This is a genomic window from Geomonas terrae, from assembly GCF_004791675.1.
Classification (GTDB): domain Bacteria; phylum Desulfobacterota; class Desulfuromonadia; order Geobacterales; family Geobacteraceae; genus Geomonas; species Geomonas edaphica.
Window position 1 is genome coordinate 483,376 of sequence record NZ_SRSC01000004.1, and the last position, 16,738, is coordinate 500,113.

A 16,738-nucleotide genomic window follows, 5' to 3' on the forward strand; every position below is an offset into this window, starting at 1 on the left:
GGACCGGACGTGTCATGCTATAATTTCGCGACCCCACCACAACATCCATTTCCGTCACTGCATCTCCTGTTAAAGAACCAGCGCTTACGCAGCTTTCTCCAGTCTAAAAAGATCACCCTCACCATACTGACCGAGGAGGATACCATGACGAAGAAGAATGACGCACTGCAATACCATGCCGCGGGCCGCAGGGGCAAGATCGAAGTCGTTTCCTCAAAGCCCTGTCTCACCTCGCTGGACCTCTCACTCGCATACACCCCCGGGGTCGCCGAACCCTGTCTCGCGATCCAGGAACGCCCGTCGGACGCCTACCTCTACACCGCCAAGGGGAACCTGGTGGCGGTGGTCTCAAACGGCACCGCGGTGCTAGGCCTCGGCAACATCGGGGCGCTGGCGGGCAAACCGGTCATGGAGGGAAAAGGGGTACTCTTCAAGCGTTTCGCCGACGTGGACGTCTTCGACCTGGAGGTGAAGAGCGAGCATCCCGACGACGTGATCAAGGTGGTGCAGCTCCTGGAGCCCACCTTCGGCGGCATCAACCTCGAGGACATCAAGGCGCCGGAGTGCTTCTACATCGAGGAGGAACTAAAGAAGACCATGAACATCCCGGTCTTCCACGACGATCAGCACGGCACCGCGATCATCTGCTCCGCGGCGCTCATCAACGCACTGCATCTCGTGGGTAAGAGGATCGGGGAGGTGCGCATCGTGGTGAACGGCGCCGGAGCCGCCGGCATAGCCTGCGCGAACCTCGCCCTCTCCCTCGGGGCCGCCCCGGGAAATCTCTGCATGTGCGACACCAAAGGGGTGATCTACAGGGGGAGAAGCGAGGGGATGAACCCTTACAAGGAGCGTCTCGCGCTCGACACCGAACTGCGCACCCTGGAGGAGGCGATGCTCGGGGCCGACGTCTTCATCGGCGTCTCCGCCAAGGGGGCGGTCACCCCGCAGATGGTACGCGGCATGGCGAAGGACCCGATCATCATGGCGATGGCGAACCCGGACCCGGAGATCACCCCGGAGGAGGCGCTCTCGGTCCGCTCCGACGTCATCATGGCCACCGGCAGAAGCGATTATCCGAACCAGGTGAACAACGTCTTAGGCTTCCCGTTCATCTTTCGCGGCGCCCTCGACGTGCGCGCGAGCACCATTAACGAGGAGATGAAGAAGGCGGCGGTCGAGGCCCTCGCCGCGCTGGCCCGTGAGGAGTGTCCCGACTCGGTCTGCCGCGCCTACGGCAACGAGAGCTTCTCCTTCGGGCGCAACTACATCATCCCGAAGCCCTTCGATCCGAGGGCGCTGCTGCGCGTCGCCCCGGCCGTCGCAAGAGCCGCCATGGAGAGCGGCGTCGCGCGCACCCCGATCGAGGACATGGACCGTTACGTCGAGTGGCTGGAGACCCTGCAGGGGCGCGCCAAGGAGACCATGCGCGCCATCATCAACAAGGCGAAGTGCGACCCCAGGAGGATCGTCTTCCCCGAGGGAGACCACGAGAAGATCCTGAAGGCCGCCCACCACCTCGTCGAGGAGGGTATCGCGAAACCGATCCTGATCGGGAACCGGAAGAAGGTGGAGGCGAAGATCGCGGAACTCGGGCTGGAGCTCTCCGTCCCCATCGTCGACCCGGAGGAGAGCGAGCTCACCGAGACCTACGCGCAGGAGCTTTACCGCCTGAGGCAAAGAAAGGGGATCACCCTTTCCGAGGCGCAGCGCATCGTGCGCCGCAAGTCGCGCAACCACTTCGGTTCCATGATGGTGCACATGGGGGACGCCGACGCCCTTTTAGGGGGCATCGACACCCACTACCCGGACACCATCAGGCCGGCGCTGGAGGTGATCGGGAGGCAGCCGCAACTCTCCGGGGTGCACGGCATGTACATGATGGTCTTCAAGAAGGGGATCTATTTCATGGCCGACACCACGGTTGAGATCGAGCCGACCGCCGAGGAACTGGCCGAGACGGCGCTTCTCGCCGCCGAGAAGGTGAGGCTTCTCGACATCGTGCCGCGCATCGCCATGCTCTCCTTCGCCAACTTCGGCTCGGTGCACCACGCCCTCACCCAAAAGGTGAAGCGCGCCGTGGAGATCGTGAAGGAGCGCGACCCGGAGCTCGAGATCGACGGGGAGATGCAGGCGGACACCGCGGTGACGCCGGAGCTTTTGTCCAACTACACCTTCACGACCCTCACGGGAGCAGCCAACATCCTCATCTTCCCCGACCTGAATTCGGGGAACATCTGCTACAAGCTCCTGCACCGCCTGGGAGGCGCCGAGGCGATCGGGCCGCTCCTCATGGGGATGAAGAAACCGGTGCACGTGCTGCAAAGAGGGGACGACGTCGCAACCATCGTCAACATGGCCGCCATCGCCGTTGTGGACGCGCAGAGCATGTAGTCTGCGGGAAATTCAACTAGAACGTCAAAAGGGACCTTTCGGGGTCCCTTTTGCTTTGGTTCTTCAGTAATGGCTTTGACGTAAACGACTTTCTTTGGTTGCCAGTGATGCGGCTAATTTGCTATACATGACGGACGCTAAACGCAAAAATTCCCCCTGCCGGGGGAGAAGGACGTGCCGTCACCATGGAAGATGCACTGGATCCGCTCGAGGAAGAGGAGTACACGCTAAGGCCGAACAAGCAGTTCGTCCTCGGGCTGGCCGCATCGCTGTTTCTGCACACGGTCCTGGCCGTCGTCCTCGTGGGTCTTCCCAGTGGTGGTGGCGGAGCACCGCCTCGCCCCGCCGTCACCTACGTCGATCTGAAATCCATCCCCGCGCCCGCCGCACCGGCGGTAAAACCGCAGCCCGAACCGACACCGCAGCCGATGAAATCGGACGAAGAAGCCGAACCGCTTCCGGAAACGCCCCCCGCACGTGAGCTTCCGCAGGCGGCACAGCAGGTGGCATCCCCCGTTCCTCCCACCCCTGCGCAGGCCGCGGTGGAGGAGACGAAAAGCTCGTTCGGGATGGGGCTTACCAAGGGGTTTTTCAAGGCGCTCAGCGACGGCGATTCTCTGCGTCCCGACATCAAGGAGTACTACCAGAACGTCCTGCAGGGGGTCAACGAGAAGTGGTGGCTGGAGCAGAAGGACGACAAGGTGAAGACGATCGTGGTGAACCTGATGATTGACAGGAGCGGTCGGATCCTCGGCAGCAACATCATGATCAGTTCCGGCAACATCGTGTACGACCGGGCGGTGCAGAAGATGCTGGAAAGCGCTGGCCCGCTCCCGCCGGTCCCCGAAAGCTACACCGCAGACGTATTCATGGCGCCGATCCGGCTAGTCCCGCCACTAAACCTGATGTCCTGGTAGCTTGCTACTCTTCCAGTTCCAGATCGATGATGTCGAGAGACTCCTCGCCGGAGAGGGCGAAAAGCCGGTCCGAGGCGTCCTGGTAGGCGGGGTTGCCCCGCACCACCTCGCGGTAGAACTCGATCGCCTCCTCGGTCCTGCCGGTCCCCTCGAAAAGCACCGCCAGCTCGTAGCTGAGGGCGATGCGCTCGTCCCTTGAGATCACGCTCAGCGCAAGGCCGCGCCGCAACAGATCCTCCGCGCGGTCCGGCTCTCCTTTTTGCCGGTAACAGATGGCCTGCAGGGTCAGGCAGGCGAAACGGCGCTGCGGGTTCGCGGCGGCGATCTCCAGTTCCTTGATGGCCCCCGCGTACATCCCCATCTCCTTGTAGCCGATCCCCAGGTCGTAGTGACTTTCCAGCTCCATGAGGTCAATCTCGGTACCGTCGCCTGCGGCCGCCTCGGGATAGATCTCCTCCCACCCATGCGACTCGACCGACTCCAAAGAGACGGCTTCCGGTTCCTCGAGCCACTGCGCCTCGAACGGTTCAGCCTCAGCCAGCTCGGCCTCTTCCGGGTGCAACGGCTCCACCTCCGCCAACTCTTCCGGTTCACTCTCCCACTCGAAGTCCCCGAAGGGGGAGGCTTCCTGCGGCAAGGTGAGCTCCAGCGACTCTTCCTCTTCGAAATCGAGTTCGACCGCGGCTTGCACTTCCTCTTCCGGCTCCTCGACCGACTCCGCCACCTCCTCGAAGTCGAGTTCCATGGATAATTCCATGGGAAGCTCGAGCTCGGTTACCGCAGCCTCAGGCTCTTCAACCCGCTCGGGTTCGGGGACGCTTAAGACCGGTGGCGCCGCCGGGGCGGCTTCCTCGGGCGCTTCGAAGAGGTCATCGCCCAGATCGAGCTCGATCTCCTCCTCCCAGGCGCTCTCCGTTGCGGCAGCCTCGGGTGCAGGCGCAGCCTCCCATGGGGACGGCGCCTCGACGGGGGCGGGAACAACCTCCTCAGGCACGGCCGACGCCGGCGCAAAGGGATCGGGGAGCTCGGTCTCCGCACTCTCCCATTCGGGAAGCTCCGGCTCGTCGGCCGGCTCCTGGATTTGCCACGCTGCGGCAGGCTGTGCCGCGGCAGCTGCGATACTCTCTCCTCCCCCGAACGGATCCGTCGGCAGAGACGCCTCCAGCGGTTCGGCGGTGATGCCTGCCGGTGGCGTTTGCTGATGCTCCGGGAAGAGCTCGGTGAGGCGTGCCGAAACCGAAGCGGCCTCGTCGCGCAGTCCCTTCGCGCTGAGCGCGGCGGCCAGATCCTGATAAGCCTGCCGGGACTGTTCATGGGCGCCGGTGACATGAAGGAGCTCGGCATACTTGAGACGGGTGGCGGCATGCTCGTGATCTACCTCCAGCATCTTCTCAACTACCTTGAGCGCCTCCTTAGGTAGGTTTTCTTTCTCGTATTGGGCGGCAACCTGACTGTATTCGGCCAAGGCGTTGCCGATGAGCCCCTGCTGATGATTCAGCCAGGCGATATTGAGTGCGGTTGGAATGTTGCCGGGAGTGAGTCGCTGGATCTGCTTGTAGATGGCGATCGCCTTCAGGTAGTAGCAGTTGTCGGCGTAATGTTTGCCGATATCTTCGTACTGCTGGATCGCCTCTTCCTTGCGGTTGTCGCGCACCAGGAGCTCGGCCAGGCGCTGCCGATACCTGATATCGTTGGGCTCCATGGCGACCACCTGCTGGTAGTCCTTGATCGCCTTGTCGATCTGCCCCTTGAGCACGAACTTTTGTGCGCTCTCCAGAATTTTGTCTTTTTTGGAAGCCAAGTTAACGCCTCTTACCGCCTGAAAATTGGAAACCTAAAACTAAAGCAAAGTGCCCGTTGTGTCAAGGAAGATGCTGGGATGCAAGCCAGATGATTTCTTCCAGTTGCGCCACCTCTTCCCGGCTCAGGGACCGGTCGCGGTACACGGCACTTCCGTATATGGAGGCGAACCTCGTCAGGTGCGGATCGTCAAGACGTGCGGCAAGTTCGAAGAGCCCCTCCCCCTCCCCCATCTCCCCCGGATGACGTCTGCCCGCCACGCGGAGCATGCGCCGCAAGAGGCGGGCCTCAACGCTCGGTGGACGGCGCCGGATCCAGATCGCCACGAGGGCGAGCGGCACTGCGACGAGCATGACGATGAGGAGCCCTTTGCCACTTTTCTCGGGAAGGTGCAGATTGCGCACCCTGCTCCCCGCCTCGCGCACCAAGGCGATCTGTTTTTCCAGGTCGTAGGTGACCACCGCCTTGTCCCAGTAGAACCCGGCCATATCCACGTATTTGGCGAATCCTGCGGCCTGCGTGCCGCGCACCGCCCCCAGCGCCCACGCGCTCGGGTCGACGAAGCGCCACCCCACCCCATCCTCGTACGCCTCGACCCAGACGTGCGCCATATCCTCGGTGACGAGGTAGTACCCCCCGATGTCGTTGTAGATCCCGCCGCGGTAACCACCCACGAGACGTGACGGGACCCCGGCCAGGCGCAGCAGTATCGCATAGCTCGAGGCGAAATACTCGCAGTTGCCCCGCTTCTTGTCGAAAAGGAAGGAATCCAGCGGGTCAGCACCGACGGCCATGCCGCTGTTGGCGTAGGTGAGCCGCTGCCCCCTGAAGAAGTTCTCCAGAAGCCGCATCCGCTGAACGGTACTGCCCCCTTTTTGCGCCACCTCCCGCCCTTTGGCCCTCATCCTCTGCGATATGTTGCCGGGAAGCTCGAGGTAGAAGGCACGGTCCAGCCCCCGCACCCGGATTACGTCGCTCAGCGCCGACTCGGCCACGTACTTCACCTTCTGGTCCAGGGGGCGCCTCGCGACGAACACGCCGTCGGTCGAGGCATCGTTGCGCAGCCCCGAGACGGCGCGCCCGACGTTCAGCGCGGGGAGATAGGCGCTTTGTGACCGCTCGGGGTAGATCTCCTGCGTCACCCGCTCACCGGCCGGGACGCTGTCGATTTCCCCTGGCACACCCTTCCTGACCCAGGCGTCGTTTTTGAAGGAGTTCAGCACCACGCCGCGCCAGTAAAGCTTCTCTTCCGGGACTTTTGGCGAGAGGGCCCGCAGCACCACCCCCTTCACCGCGCTGACCGCGGGGGCGCTCCCCGGCTTCACCGTATCTGAGAAACCGATCCGCTTCTCCGCCGGAGTCTTAAGGAAGTTCCAGAGCGGGTACTGCGTCCTCGGGAGGATGAAGAAGAAGAAAAGAAGCAGCGGCAGCGCGACCACCGGCATGAGAAGCGCCACCGTCACCACCTTCTTCGCTTCGTGCCGGGTGAGAAGGATCGCCTCGTCCTGGGCATGGAAGGTGAGGAGCACCAGCGCCACGGCAAGAAGGAGAAGCAGGGCAAAGAGGTAGACGAGAAAGAGCGCCGACATCTCGAAGAGCGAGGAAGCGGCGAGGCAGAAGAGGGAGAGCGCGAACGCCTGCAGGTAATGGCGTCCGCTGCGCTCTCCGAGTAGCCTCACCCCGAGGAAGACGACGAGGAGGTCGGCGGTGACCGGGACGAGCCGGCTGACACTGAAACCGGAGGCTAGGTAGACAAAGAGGAGTATCGAGAACGGGGTGAGCACCCGCCCCGGCAGCGCGCGTCCGCTGTAATACAGGTACACCCCGGCAAGCAGCGCGGCGGGGAAGAAAACCCGTGCGAAGAGGCCCAGGTGCGCGAGCAGGGGGAGGTACCCGATAAGCGCGATGCAGGCGGTCAGCCCGCTGAGAAAAAGATCAACCCTTACCATATAGGGCAAGCTCCGTGAGCAGTTTGAGCCGATGTGACCGGGTGGTGCCCGGTGGGACGACGCGCTCCCCGAGCTTGAGTCCGACCGGCCGCCCCGACCGCGCCAGCCGGTTCACGAGGAAAGTGCCGTAGGAGAGGCGCTCTTCCAGGTCGCGACCCGGCACCGCGTCGAGGTCGATGAAGAGCGGCTCCGCCGCGGTCGCCGTGAGTTCCTTCACCTTGAACACCTCGTGCTTCGCGGAGAGGCGCCAGTGGATGAGCTTCAGCGGTTCGCCGCCGCGGTAGTCGGAGATCTTGGCTAGCTCGCCGTCGTAGCCGGACGCTGCCGCGGAAACCGCCTCCCCCGCGTCGGGCTTCCCCCCCGCTGCCGGTACTAGCATGGGGCGCGGTGCCGGGAAGACGGTTCCCTCAACCGGCAGATGAACCGCCGTGGCGCGCACGAAGAAGTTGACCGGGAACGGTGAGCTCACCGTGGCGTCTGGAAGTTTAAGGGGACCGCGCTCGCGAAACGAGAGAAGGAGCGCCGCGTTCTGCGGACGCTTGCGTTCAAGGAGGGTGAAGCTCGTGGAATTCCCCATCAGGGTCACCCTGATCAGGAAGGACGGGAGGAAGCGCTTGCCGTTTTCCGCAACGACCGGCAGGAGCGTTTCGGTGCCGGCATAGACCTCGTCCGGCAGCCGCACGCTGAGGACGATGCCGCGGATGTTCAGCCACCCCAGCACCCCGGTTACCGCCATGAAGGAGAGCATCGCGGCGACGATCAGGAAGAGAAGGTTGTTGCCGGTGTTGACCGCGGAGACGCCGAGCAGCAGCGTGGAGGCGACGTAGAGCCCACCCCCCTTGGTGAGCCTTATGTGAGAGGGAGGGGTATTTCTTTCAGTATCGCGTTTAATACGTGCTCCTTGTCCACCCCTTCGTGCTCCGGGCGGAAGATGAGGCGGTGCGGACAGACCGCATGCACCACGTCACGGACGTCCTCGGGTGCCACGAAGTCCCGGCCGTGCAGGTAGGCTGCGGCCTTGGCGACGTCCACCATGCCGATGCCGCCGCGGGTGGAAAGCCCGGTCTGGACGAGCGGATGGGTCCGGGTTGCCTTGATGATGGCGTAGATGTAGTCGGTCACCTTCTCGCCCACGTAAACCTGCTCCCTCACGGTGCGGATCGCCTCGACGAGGTCTTCGTGCTGCAAGAGGGGGGGGATGTGGAGGATCTCGTCCCTGATGCTCCCCTGCCTGAGGATCCCCTTCTCGACCTCCTCCGGAGGATAGCCGATGCCGGTCCTGATCAGGAAGCGGTCCATCTGCGATTCAGGGAGGGGATAGGTCCCCACCTGCTCGACCGGGTTCTGGGTGGCGAGCACCATGAACGGCTCGGGGAGCTGGTAGGTCACCCCCTCGACGGTTACGCGCCGCTCCTCCATCGCCTCGAGCAGGGCGCTCTGGGTCTTAGGCATGGCGCGGTTCACCTCGTCGATGAGGACGATGTTGTTGAAGATCGGCCCCTTGATGAAGTTGAAGCGCCCCTCTGTGCGGTCGAAGACGGAGAGGCCGGTGATGTCGGAGGGGAGGAGGTCACTGGTGCACTGGACGCGCCCGAAGGAAAGGCCCAGCGCGCTGGCGAAGGCGAGCGCCATGGTGGTCTTGCCAAGCCCGGGGATATCCTCGAGGAGGATGTGGCCGCCGGTCAAAAGGGCCATTAGGCTCAGGCGGAGCGCCCTCACCTTCCCCTTCAGGTGCTGGCTGGAGAGCTCTTCGAGTACCGCGTTCATCTCGTCTACTTTGGCTGGTTTGGGCAAAGCGGGAACCTCCTGGGAAGCAACAGCCACTCATTATATCGGCCGGGCCGTAAAAAGGAAAGGGGCGCCCGGAAAGGCGCCCCCATTCGATTCCGTATCTGCCGGCCGAGCAAGAGAACTAAAGCTGCCCCATGAACTTGTGGGTCTGCGGGATGACGCGGACCTCCTTCAGGGAGGTGCAGAGTTCCTGGAGCTCGAGAGCCCGCTGCGCGGTGATGCCGATGGTTCCGTCCTCCCGCGTCAACGGCTGCAGGATGAGCGGTATGGCAGGGTCCACCGCACCGATCATGGCGCAGGAGCGACGGATCTCCCACTCCTCGGTGCTCTGGTCGACGACGATCTTGACGAAGACCTCCTTCATCGCCGCCAGTTCCAGGAAGGCATGGTGCTGGTCCCACAGCTCCGGGCACCCGGAGGCGGAAGGGAGCTTGATGTCCATGCCGATGCTGTCCAGGTGCGGGATGAGCGGTGCCAGGGCCTCGGGAAGCGTCCCGTTGGTCTCCAGGTAGATGGGGAGTAGCTTTCTCAGCTCTGGAAGCCACTCATCCAGAAGGGCGCCGTAAAGGAGCGGCTCACCGCCGGTGATGCTGATCGAGTGGTGGATGCCAGGCCAGGCGGCACCCCAGCTCTCGAGAAGTGTCGCGACCCGCTCCAGCGTGACCGGGTTCGGCAGCTGCTGAAAGTCGCGCCGCCCGGGGGTGAGCTCCAGGAGGCACTCCTGCGGAACGGCGGACATCCCCGGGGTGTCGCAGAAGCTGCAGTTCAGGTTGCAGCCGGCAAAACGGAGAAAGACCTGGCGCAGGCCTACCAGCACCCCCTCCCCCTGAATGGAGGAGAAGCATTCTACCAGGGGGGCCTGCAGCTTACTCATAGTAGCTCGCAGCGGCAAAGTCCGATTCCCAGACCGTGACCATCTCGACCTTCACCTTGTCCGACCCGAAGATCTTGGTCAGCTCATGGTACAGGTAGCGGGCGATGTTCTCGGATGACGGGGAGATCTCGGAAAACGGTGCGAGCTCGTTCAGGTACTTGTGATCGAGCGTCTTCAAAAGGTTGTTGGTTTCCTTCTTGAGGATCTTGAAATCGATGCCGAGACCGGCCTTGTCGAGTTCGTCGGTGGTGATGGAGACCTCCACCTTCCAGTTGTGGCCGTGCAGGTTCTCGCAGTCCCCCTGGTAGTTGATCAGGTTGTGGGCTGCGGCAAACGCAGTGTGAATGGTGAGACGAAACATGCCACCCTCCCTTTTAATTATTTTCATCGGTTGCAATATATCATGAACGGGAAAGAAAAACAGGCTAAGAAAAGCCTTCCTCAGCCGGAATCAGTCCTGAATCAGGGTTGGTCTATATGGTTATGCTTTCGCCACGCTGGAGGGGTGGCGGAGCCGGTGTGGTGATCCAGGTGTAGGTGAGGACGAAGAAGAGGACGACCAGCGAGAAAAGGAGCATGAAGCTTGGGAGCAGGCGGGTCCGGGACTCTGCCGCGCTCCCTTGCACGAGCCCGAGGGCGGCGACCAGGACGCCGAAGCCACCAAGCATCCCGGCCATGAAGAAACCGAAGAAGGTAAGACGAGCCTCGCCGGCGATGCCCAGCATGAGGAGGGCGGAGATCTCGCCATGGAAGAAGGTGGCTGCGATCAGGGCGATGACGCCCGCGTTGATCGCTTTTATGCCGCGACGCACCGTAGTTTTACGCATCGTTGAACCTCAGGGAATCGGAGCTATTCGCACCAGCTCACGTCGCCCACCCCTTTGCGGAGCACTTCGGGGCGATCGCCGATCAGGCTGACAACGGAGCTTACGTCGGCGGTGAGATCGCCGCCGTCCACCACCAGGTCGAGCTGTTTCCCCAGCTCGTGCTCGACCTCCCACGGGTTGCCGATCGGGTCCTCGCCGGAGAGGTTGGCGCTCGTGGTAACGATGGGTGCGCCGAGCTCCTTCACGATGGCGAGGCAGATCGCGTTGTCCGGCATGCGGATGCCTACCGTCCTCTGCTTGGTCTGTACGAGATCGGGAACCACCGAGTTCGCCTCGAGGACGAAGGTGTACGCCCCTGGGAGCAGACGACGCAGCTGTTTGAAGGCGTAGTTCGAAACGCGCGCGTAACGGGAGATTTCAGCCATATCGGAGCAGATGAAGGAAAAGGGTTTCTTCTTGTCGCGCTGCTTGATCTGGTAGATCCGCTCGATCCCCTTCTTGCTGAAGATGCTGCAGCCGATGCCGTAGGTCGTGTCGGTCGGATAAGCGACGACGCCGCCGTTTTTCAGGATCTCGACGACCTTGGCGATGAGGCGCGGCTGGGGGTTGTCAGGGTTGATCTCGAGCAGCATGGCTATTCCTCGGGATTCAGTCCCAGAAGCGGCTCGTGCACGAAACGGCCGTCCTTCTGGATCAGGATATCGTCGAACCAAAGCTCGCCGTCGCCGACGAGGATCTTCACCATGTCCCAGTGCACCGCGGAGCGGTTGCCGTTGTCGCACTCGTCGTAGGCCTGGCCGGGGGTGAAGTGAATCGAGCCGAAGATCTTTTCGTCGAAGAGGATGTTGCGCATCGGCACCCGGATGTTCGGGTTCACGCCGATGGCGAACTCGCCCACGTAGCGCGCCCCCTCGTCGGTGTCGAGGATGCGGTTCAGTTCCGCGTCCATGCCGGGAGCGGTCGCTCTTACGACGCGCCCCTTCTCGAACTCGAGGCGGACGTTGTTGAACTCCTTCCCCTGGTAGACGGTCGGGCAGTTGTAGGTGATGTACCCTTCCACCGAATCGCGTACCGGCGCGGTGAACACCTCGCCGTCCGGGATGTTCAGCCGCCCGTCGCACTTGATCCCGGGAAGCCCCTTGATGCTGAAGGTGAGATCGGTGTCGGCGGCCTTGATGTGCACCCGGTCGGCGGCATCGACGCAGGCCTTCAGCGCGTCCTGTTTCCTCGACTCCTCCTCCCAGTCCATGCAGCAGGCGGCGAAGAGGTAATCCTCGTACTCCTCGAGGCTCATGCGCGCTTCCTGGGCCGCACCGTGGGTCGGGTAGCGCGTCACCACCCAGCGGGTCCCTTTGACGCGCTGGTCGATGATGGGACGCACCACCTTGGACCAGGCGATCATGCTGGCCTGGTTCGCCTTGGCGTTCACCATGGAATTGTCGGCGGCGGAGAGACCGAAGTAGACGTCGACCTGTTTCATGAAGTCGAGCTTGTGCTGCGGAAAGTAGGAGAGTTGGTCGGCGCTGGCCAGGTTGTAGAAGTGGCGCCCGATCTCGGGGACGCTGAACTCGTACTCGACGTACTTCGCCCCTTTTTCGAGGCAGAGGGCGTAGAGCTCCTTCACGAGCGGCATACCTTCCAGTCCGGCGCAGGAGATGAGCACCACGTCGCCCGGTTGTACGCGACCCGAGTAGTTGACCAGCACTTCTGCGAATTGTCTGACGCGAGGATCTTTCATAAGCGTGCCCCCGTAGGTGGTTTAAGAATGGGTGACGCGACAACCGGCAGGAAAGGCCGGCACTATTAATTATGTTACGGCCGATTGTAGGGGCGAATAATCATTCGCCCTCTCCGGCGATGCAGAGGGTGCTACCTGCCCGTATGCCCGAACCCGCCTGCGCCGCGGGCGGTCTCGCCCAGTTCGTCAACCTCGATGAACTCGGCGCGCTCGCAACGGGCGAAGACCATCTGCGCGATGCGTTCGCCGTGCTTGATGGCGAACGGCTCGCTGCCGTGGTTGATCACGATGACGCCGATCTCGCCGCGGTAGTCCGCGTCGATGGTGCCGGGCGAGTTCACCAGCGCGATGCCGTGCCTGAGCGCCAGGCCGCTTCTGGGCCTCACCTGCGCCTCGATGCCAGGCGGGATCTCGATGGCTATTCCTGTCGGCACCAGGGCGCGCTCGCCCGGATGCAGCACGAACTCCTCGTCGAGCGCGGCATGCAGATCGACACCCGCCGCCTGCTCGGTCATGTAAGAGGGAAGCGAGGTCGACCGCAGGCGCTTTATCCGGATGGGTATGGTTTTCATCAGACGTTGATATCGGAGTCGGTAAAGGTGGGAGAACCGACCCGGCCCAGCATGACCAGAGTCAGCGCGGAGTTGTCCAGTATCTCTTGTGCGAGCTCCTGGATGCTCTCGGAGGTGACGCGGTCGAACCCTTCCATTATCTCGGACAGCGGCAGCGGCGTACCGAAGTAGATCTCGTTTTTCGCGAGGCGCGACATGCGGTTGTCGCTCGATTCCAGCGACAGGAGCAGGTTGCCCTTCAACTGCTCGCGCGCCCCCTCGAGCTGCTCCATGGGGACCGGCTCGCGTTTGAAACGGCCGATCTCGCGCAGCATGATCTCGAGAAGCTCCTTTGCGTTCTCCGGGCTCGCACCGGCGTACACCACGAGCGAACCGGCATCGGCATGGGAGGCGATGTAGGAGTAGACCGAGTAGGCAAGACCGCTCTTCTCGCGCACCTCCTGGAAAAGGCGCGAACTCATGGAGCCGCCAAGGATGGCGTTCATGATGAAGGCGTCGTAGCGCTGCGGGTGGCTTTGCTGCACCCCCTTGAGGCCAAGGCAGACGTGGATCTGCTCCAGGTCCTTCTCGACCAGCTCGATCCGGCGCTCGTACACCGGCGGGACGGACTCGCTCCGGCCGTGCCCCGGCTCGACGCCGTTCAAGAATTCCTCGAGGAGCACGGTGAGCTTGTCGTGGTTGACGTTACCGGCCGCGGTGACGATGATGTCGTCGGCACGGTACATCTTGTCCTTGTAGGCGATGATGGCATCGCGTGAAAGCCCGGTGACGCTTTCGGCATCGCCCAGGATCGACATCCCCAGCGGGTGCCCCTTCCAGAAGTGCTGGTGGAAGAGGTCGTGGATCAGGTCGTCCGGGGTGTCCTCCATCATGTTGATCTCCTGGAGCACCACGCGGCGCTCTTTTTCGATCTCTTCGTCGTCGAAGACGGAATGAAGGAAGATGTCGGTCAAAAGGTCGACGGCACGCGGGAGGAACTTATCCAGTACCTTGGCGTAATAGCAGACGTACTCGCGGCTGGTGAAGGCGTTCAGGACGCCACCCACCGAGTCGATCTCGCGGGCGATGTCCAATGAGGAGCGGCGTTCGGTGCCTTTAAAGAGGAGATGCTCGATGAAGTGGGCGACGCCGTTCGACTCCCGCCGTTCGTGGCGGGAGCCGTTGGCGACCCAGATTCCTATGGAGACGGAGTTTGCGTACGGGATACGCTCGGTAATGACGCGTATCCCGTTATTTAGGGTGGTCTTTTTAATCATGGCTAGAACTATACCGGGAAAGCCGAAAATTGCCAGCTCTCACATGAGAGATGTTATTCGGTGAAGGTCTGGCCCAGAGCCTCTTTACGGGAGAGCTTGATCTTGCCCTGTTTGTCGATGCCGATGCACTTCACCAGCACCTTGTCCCCTTCTTTGAGGATGTCGCTCACGTTCTTCACGCGCTCGGTGTCGAGCTCGGAGACGTGCACCAGGCCGTCGGTGCCCGGGAAGATCTCGACGAATGCGCCGAACTCCATGATCTTCTTGACGGTGCCCATGTAGAGCTTGCCTTCCTCGGCCTCGGCGGTGAGGTTCCTGATCATCTTGATGGCGAGGTCGCAGGCTTCCTTGTTGTTGGAAGCGATGTTGATCTTGCCGGTGTCCTCGATGTCGATGGCGACGCCGGTTGCCTCGGTGACGCTCCTGATGTTCTTGCCGCCGCTACCGATGACGTCGCGGATCTTGTCCACCTTGACCCAGATGGTGGTGATGCGCGGAGCGAAGGAGGAGAGGTCGGCACGCGCGGTGGAGAGGGTTTTGGCCATCTCACCCAGGATGTGCACGCGGCCCGCTTTTGCCTGCGCCAGTGCGGCACCCATGATCTCGCGGGTCACGCCGCCGATCTTGATGTCCATCTGCAGCGCGGTGACGCCTTCGGCGGTACCGGCCACTTTGAAGTCCATGTCGCCCAGGTGGTCTTCGTCACCGAGGATGTCGGAGAGGATGGCGTACTCGTCCCCTTCCTTGATGAGGCCCATGGCGATGCCCGCGACCGGTGCCTTGATAGGGATGCCGGCGTCCATCATGGACATGGAGCCGCCGCAGACGGTGGCCATGGAGGAGGAACCGTTACTCTCGGTGATGTCCGAGACGATGCGGATGGTGTAGGGGAAATCGTCGTGCTTCGGAAGCACCTGCTGCAGCGCGCGCTCGGCCAGCATGCCGTGGCCGATTTCGCGGCGCCCCGGGGCGAGGCGGAAGCTGGTCTCGCCGACGGAGTACGGCGGGAAGTTGTAGTGCAGGAGGAACTTCTTCCTGGAATCGCCGTAGAGCGAGTCGATGCGCTGCTCGTCGACCGAGGTGCCAAGCGTCGCGGCCACGATGGACTGGGTCTCGCCGCGGGTGAACAGGGCGGAACCGTGGGCGCGCGGCAGGAAGCCTACCTCGGTGGCGATGTTGCGGATGGTCTTGGTGTCGCGGCCGTCGATCCTGGAGCCGTCCTTGATGATGTGCTCGCGCACGAGGTTGTACTCGAGGTCCTCGATGAAGGCCTTGACCTCTTTCTCGGAGCCTTCGAACTCGGCTGCCAGAGCGGCGACGGTCTTCTCGGTGATGGCGTCGATGGCGTCGTGACGCTCGCCCTTCGCCTTGATGCGAACCGCGGCCTTCATCTCTTCCTTGGCGAGTGCGTCAACGCGGGCTTTCAGGGCCTCGTTCACTACCGGCGCCGGGACGTCGCGCTTCGCGACGCCGACCTTGGCGGCCAGCTCTTCCTGTGCTGCGAGGATACCCTGGACCGCTTCCTTGCCGAAGAAGATCGCTTCGAGAAGATCATCCTCGGAGACTTCGGAGGCGCTACCTTCCACCATCAGGATGGCGTCCTTGGAGGCGGCGATCACGATCTCCATGTCGCTCTGCTCTTCCTGCTCGGCGGTCGGGTTCGCGATGAACTTGCCGTCCACGCGCCCGACCTTGACGCCGGCGATCGGGCCGGCGAAGGGAGCGTCGGAGACCATGAGTGCCGCGGAGGCGCCGATCATGGCGAGGATGCCGGGATCGTGGTCCTTGTCCGCCGACATGACGGTGGCCATGATCTGGGTGTCGTTAAGGAACCCTTCCGGGAACAGCGGACGGATCGGACGGTCGATGAGACGGCAGGTCAGGGTCTCGCTGTCGGAGGGACGCCCCTCGCGCTTGAAGAACGAGCCGGGGATGCGGCCGCCTGCGTACGCCTTCTCCTGGTAGTTGACGGTGAGCGGGAAGAAGCCCTGCCCTTCCTTGGCGGTTTTCATGGCGACGGCGGTCACGAGGACCATGGTGTCGCCGCTTTTGATCATGACCGCGCCGCTTGCCTGCTTCGCGATCTTTCCTGTTTCGATGGTGATTGTCTTGCCACAGCATTCCGCCTGTACGGTATGTACCATTGTTACGGCCTCCATTATTGGTGCTTCGGTTGGTGTTGGGGCCGCCGAGAAAAGCGTCTTGCCGGCAAAAGGCTGCCGCAGGACGGTTTTATCCACGCCCCCAACAAAGAAAAGGGCACAAAGGCCCTTACAAGATGAAAGAGGAAAGGCAATATACCCCTTGAGGTATACTGCCTTTTTTTACCTTCTGATGCCGAGCTTGGCGATGATCGCCTTGTAGCGCTCTACATCCTTCTTCTTCAGGTAGTCAAGCAGACCCCTTCTCTGACCGACGATCTTCAGCAGACCGCGACGGCTGTGATGATCCTTCTTGTGAGTCTTGAAGTGCTCAGTCAGATAGGTGATACGCTCCGAAAGAATTGCAATCTGCACTTCCGGCGAACCCGTGTCGGAATCGTGCAGCTTATGAGCTGTGATGATTTCCTGCTTCTTTTCCGTTTGCAGCATGTGGTTACACCCCCTTCCCATCTTAATTG

The 16,738-nt window shown here is 62.4% G+C and carries 15 protein-coding genes; 2 read left to right on the forward strand and 13 right to left on the reverse strand.

Translation table 11 applies throughout. The features are described 5' to 3' along the window. Positions 1-144: 144 nt before the first annotated feature. Both E4633_RS17670 and E4633_RS17675 read left to right on the forward strand, forming a co-directional pair. Positions 145-2,394 carry an NADP-dependent malic enzyme gene (locus E4633_RS17670; protein WP_135872193.1) on the forward strand — a complete coding sequence of 750 codons (2,250 nt, stop codon included), beginning with the start codon at positions 145-147 and terminating at the stop codon, positions 2,392-2,394. Positions 2,395-2,579: 185 nt separating this feature from the next. Further along, positions 2,580-3,311 carry an energy transducer TonB gene (locus tag E4633_RS17675; protein WP_135872196.1) on the forward strand — a complete coding sequence of 244 codons (732 nt, stop codon included), beginning with the start codon at positions 2,580-2,582 and terminating at the stop codon, positions 3,309-3,311. A gap of 4 nt (positions 3,312-3,315) precedes the next feature. Here the strand turns inward: E4633_RS17675 and E4633_RS17680 are convergent, their stop codons facing one another. The 13 genes from E4633_RS17680 to rpsO form a co-directional block, all read right to left on the reverse strand. Then, positions 3,316-5,112 carry a tetratricopeptide repeat protein gene (locus E4633_RS17680; RefSeq protein ID WP_135872198.1) on the reverse strand — a complete coding sequence of 599 codons (1,797 nt, stop codon included), beginning with the start codon at positions 5,110-5,112 and terminating at the stop codon, positions 3,316-3,318. A 61-nt stretch (positions 5,113-5,173) separates the two neighbouring features. After that, positions 5,174-7,060 (reverse strand): transglutaminase family protein, encoded by a 1,887-nt coding sequence (locus E4633_RS17685; protein ID WP_135872200.1) that lies wholly within the window; start codon positions 7,058-7,060, stop codon positions 5,174-5,176. Next, positions 7,047-7,796 (reverse strand): DUF58 domain-containing protein, encoded by a 750-nt coding sequence (locus tag E4633_RS17690; protein ID WP_246038204.1) that lies wholly within the window; start codon positions 7,794-7,796, stop codon positions 7,047-7,049. Before E4633_RS17690 ends, E4633_RS17685 begins: the two co-directional genes overlap by 14 nt. Before the next feature lie 113 nt (positions 7,797-7,909). Beyond that, on the reverse strand, positions 7,910-8,827 hold the full coding sequence (locus tag E4633_RS17695; protein ID WP_135872398.1) for an AAA family ATPase: 918 nt from the start codon (positions 8,825-8,827) through the stop codon (positions 7,910-7,912). Between the two features lie 145 nt (positions 8,828-8,972). Continuing rightward, complete coding sequence (locus E4633_RS17700; RefSeq protein WP_135872204.1) at positions 8,973-9,725, reverse strand: 7-carboxy-7-deazaguanine synthase QueE; 753 nt, start codon at positions 9,723-9,725, stop codon at positions 8,973-8,975. Next, positions 9,718-10,086 (reverse strand): 6-carboxytetrahydropterin synthase QueD, encoded by a 369-nt coding sequence (queD, locus tag E4633_RS17705; protein WP_135872206.1) that lies wholly within the window; start codon positions 10,084-10,086, stop codon positions 9,718-9,720. The genes E4633_RS17700 and queD overlap by 8 nt, the downstream gene beginning before the upstream one ends. Positions 10,087-10,198: 112 nt before the next feature. Further along, positions 10,199-10,552: a hypothetical protein gene (locus tag E4633_RS17710; protein ID WP_135872208.1), complete on the reverse strand. Its 354-nt coding sequence runs from the start codon at positions 10,550-10,552 to the stop codon at positions 10,199-10,201. Between the two features lie 23 nt (positions 10,553-10,575). Continuing rightward, the gene (locus E4633_RS17715; protein ID WP_135872210.1) at positions 10,576-11,184 is read right to left on the reverse strand and encodes an L-threonylcarbamoyladenylate synthase; all 609 of its coding nucleotides are present in this window, start codon (positions 11,182-11,184) and stop codon (positions 10,576-10,578) included. 2 nt (positions 11,185-11,186) lie between these two features. Further along, a complete protein-coding gene (locus tag E4633_RS17720; RefSeq protein ID WP_135872212.1) occupies positions 11,187-12,290 on the reverse strand; it encodes an aminopeptidase in 1,104 nt (367 codons plus the stop codon). Between the two features lie 131 nt (positions 12,291-12,421). Further along, a complete protein-coding gene (dut, locus tag E4633_RS17725) occupies positions 12,422-12,862 on the reverse strand; it encodes a dUTP diphosphatase (protein ID WP_135872214.1) in 441 nt (146 codons plus the stop codon). Further along, a complete protein-coding gene (locus E4633_RS17730; protein ID WP_135872216.1) occupies positions 12,862-14,118 on the reverse strand; it encodes a M16 family metallopeptidase in 1,257 nt (418 codons plus the stop codon). The genes dut and E4633_RS17730 overlap by 1 nt, the downstream gene beginning before the upstream one ends. A gap of 53 nt (positions 14,119-14,171) precedes the next feature. Next, positions 14,172-16,262 (reverse strand): polyribonucleotide nucleotidyltransferase, encoded by a 2,091-nt coding sequence (gene pnp, locus E4633_RS17735; RefSeq protein WP_135872218.1) that lies wholly within the window; start codon positions 16,260-16,262, stop codon positions 14,172-14,174. Between the two features lie 180 nt (positions 16,263-16,442). Then, the gene (gene rpsO / locus E4633_RS17740; protein ID WP_129127510.1) at positions 16,443-16,709 is read right to left on the reverse strand and encodes a 30S ribosomal protein S15; all 267 of its coding nucleotides are present in this window, start codon (positions 16,707-16,709) and stop codon (positions 16,443-16,445) included. Between the last annotated feature and the right edge of the window lie 29 nt (positions 16,710-16,738).

Excerpts from the sequence above, each read along its gene's own strand:
- E4633_RS17710 (WP_135872208.1), bottom strand. The coding sequence starts at position 10,552 with ATGCGTAAAACTACGGTGCGTCGCGGCATAAAAGCGATCAACGCGGGC.
- E4633_RS17675 (WP_135872196.1), top strand. The coding sequence starts at position 2,580 with ATGGAAGATGCACTGGATCCGCTCGAGGAAGAGGAGTACACGCTAAGG.
- rpsO (WP_129127510.1), bottom strand. The coding sequence starts at position 16,709 with ATGCTGCAAACGGAAAAGAAGCAGGAAATCATCACAGCTCATAAGCTG.
- E4633_RS17715 (WP_135872210.1), bottom strand. The coding sequence starts at position 11,184 with ATGCTGCTCGAGATCAACCCTGACAACCCCCAGCCGCGCCTCATCGCC.
- E4633_RS17690 (WP_246038204.1), bottom strand. The coding sequence starts at position 7,796 with ATGGCGGTAACCGGGGTGCTGGGGTGGCTGAACATCCGCGGCATCGTC.
- E4633_RS17700 (WP_135872204.1), bottom strand. The coding sequence starts at position 9,725 with ATGAGTAAGCTGCAGGCCCCCCTGGTAGAATGCTTCTCCTCCATTCAG.
- E4633_RS17685 (WP_135872200.1), bottom strand. The coding sequence starts at position 7,060 with ATGGTAAGGGTTGATCTTTTTCTCAGCGGGCTGACCGCCTGCATCGCG.
- E4633_RS17720 (WP_135872212.1), bottom strand. The coding sequence starts at position 12,290 with ATGAAAGATCCTCGCGTCAGACAATTCGCAGAAGTGCTGGTCAACTAC.
- queD (WP_135872206.1), bottom strand. The coding sequence starts at position 10,086 with ATGTTTCGTCTCACCATTCACACTGCGTTTGCCGCAGCCCACAACCTG.
- E4633_RS17730 (WP_135872216.1), bottom strand. The coding sequence starts at position 14,118 with ATGATTAAAAAGACCACCCTAAATAACGGGATACGCGTCATTACCGAG.
- E4633_RS17695 (WP_135872398.1), bottom strand. The coding sequence starts at position 8,827 with ATGAACGCGGTACTCGAAGAGCTCTCCAGCCAGCACCTGAAGGGGAAG.
- E4633_RS17670 (WP_135872193.1), top strand. The coding sequence starts at position 145 with ATGACGAAGAAGAATGACGCACTGCAATACCATGCCGCGGGCCGCAGG.
- pnp (WP_135872218.1), bottom strand. The coding sequence starts at position 16,262 with ATGGTACATACCGTACAGGCGGAATGCTGTGGCAAGACAATCACCATC.
- dut (WP_135872214.1), bottom strand. The coding sequence starts at position 12,862 with ATGAAAACCATACCCATCCGGATAAAGCGCCTGCGGTCGACCTCGCTT.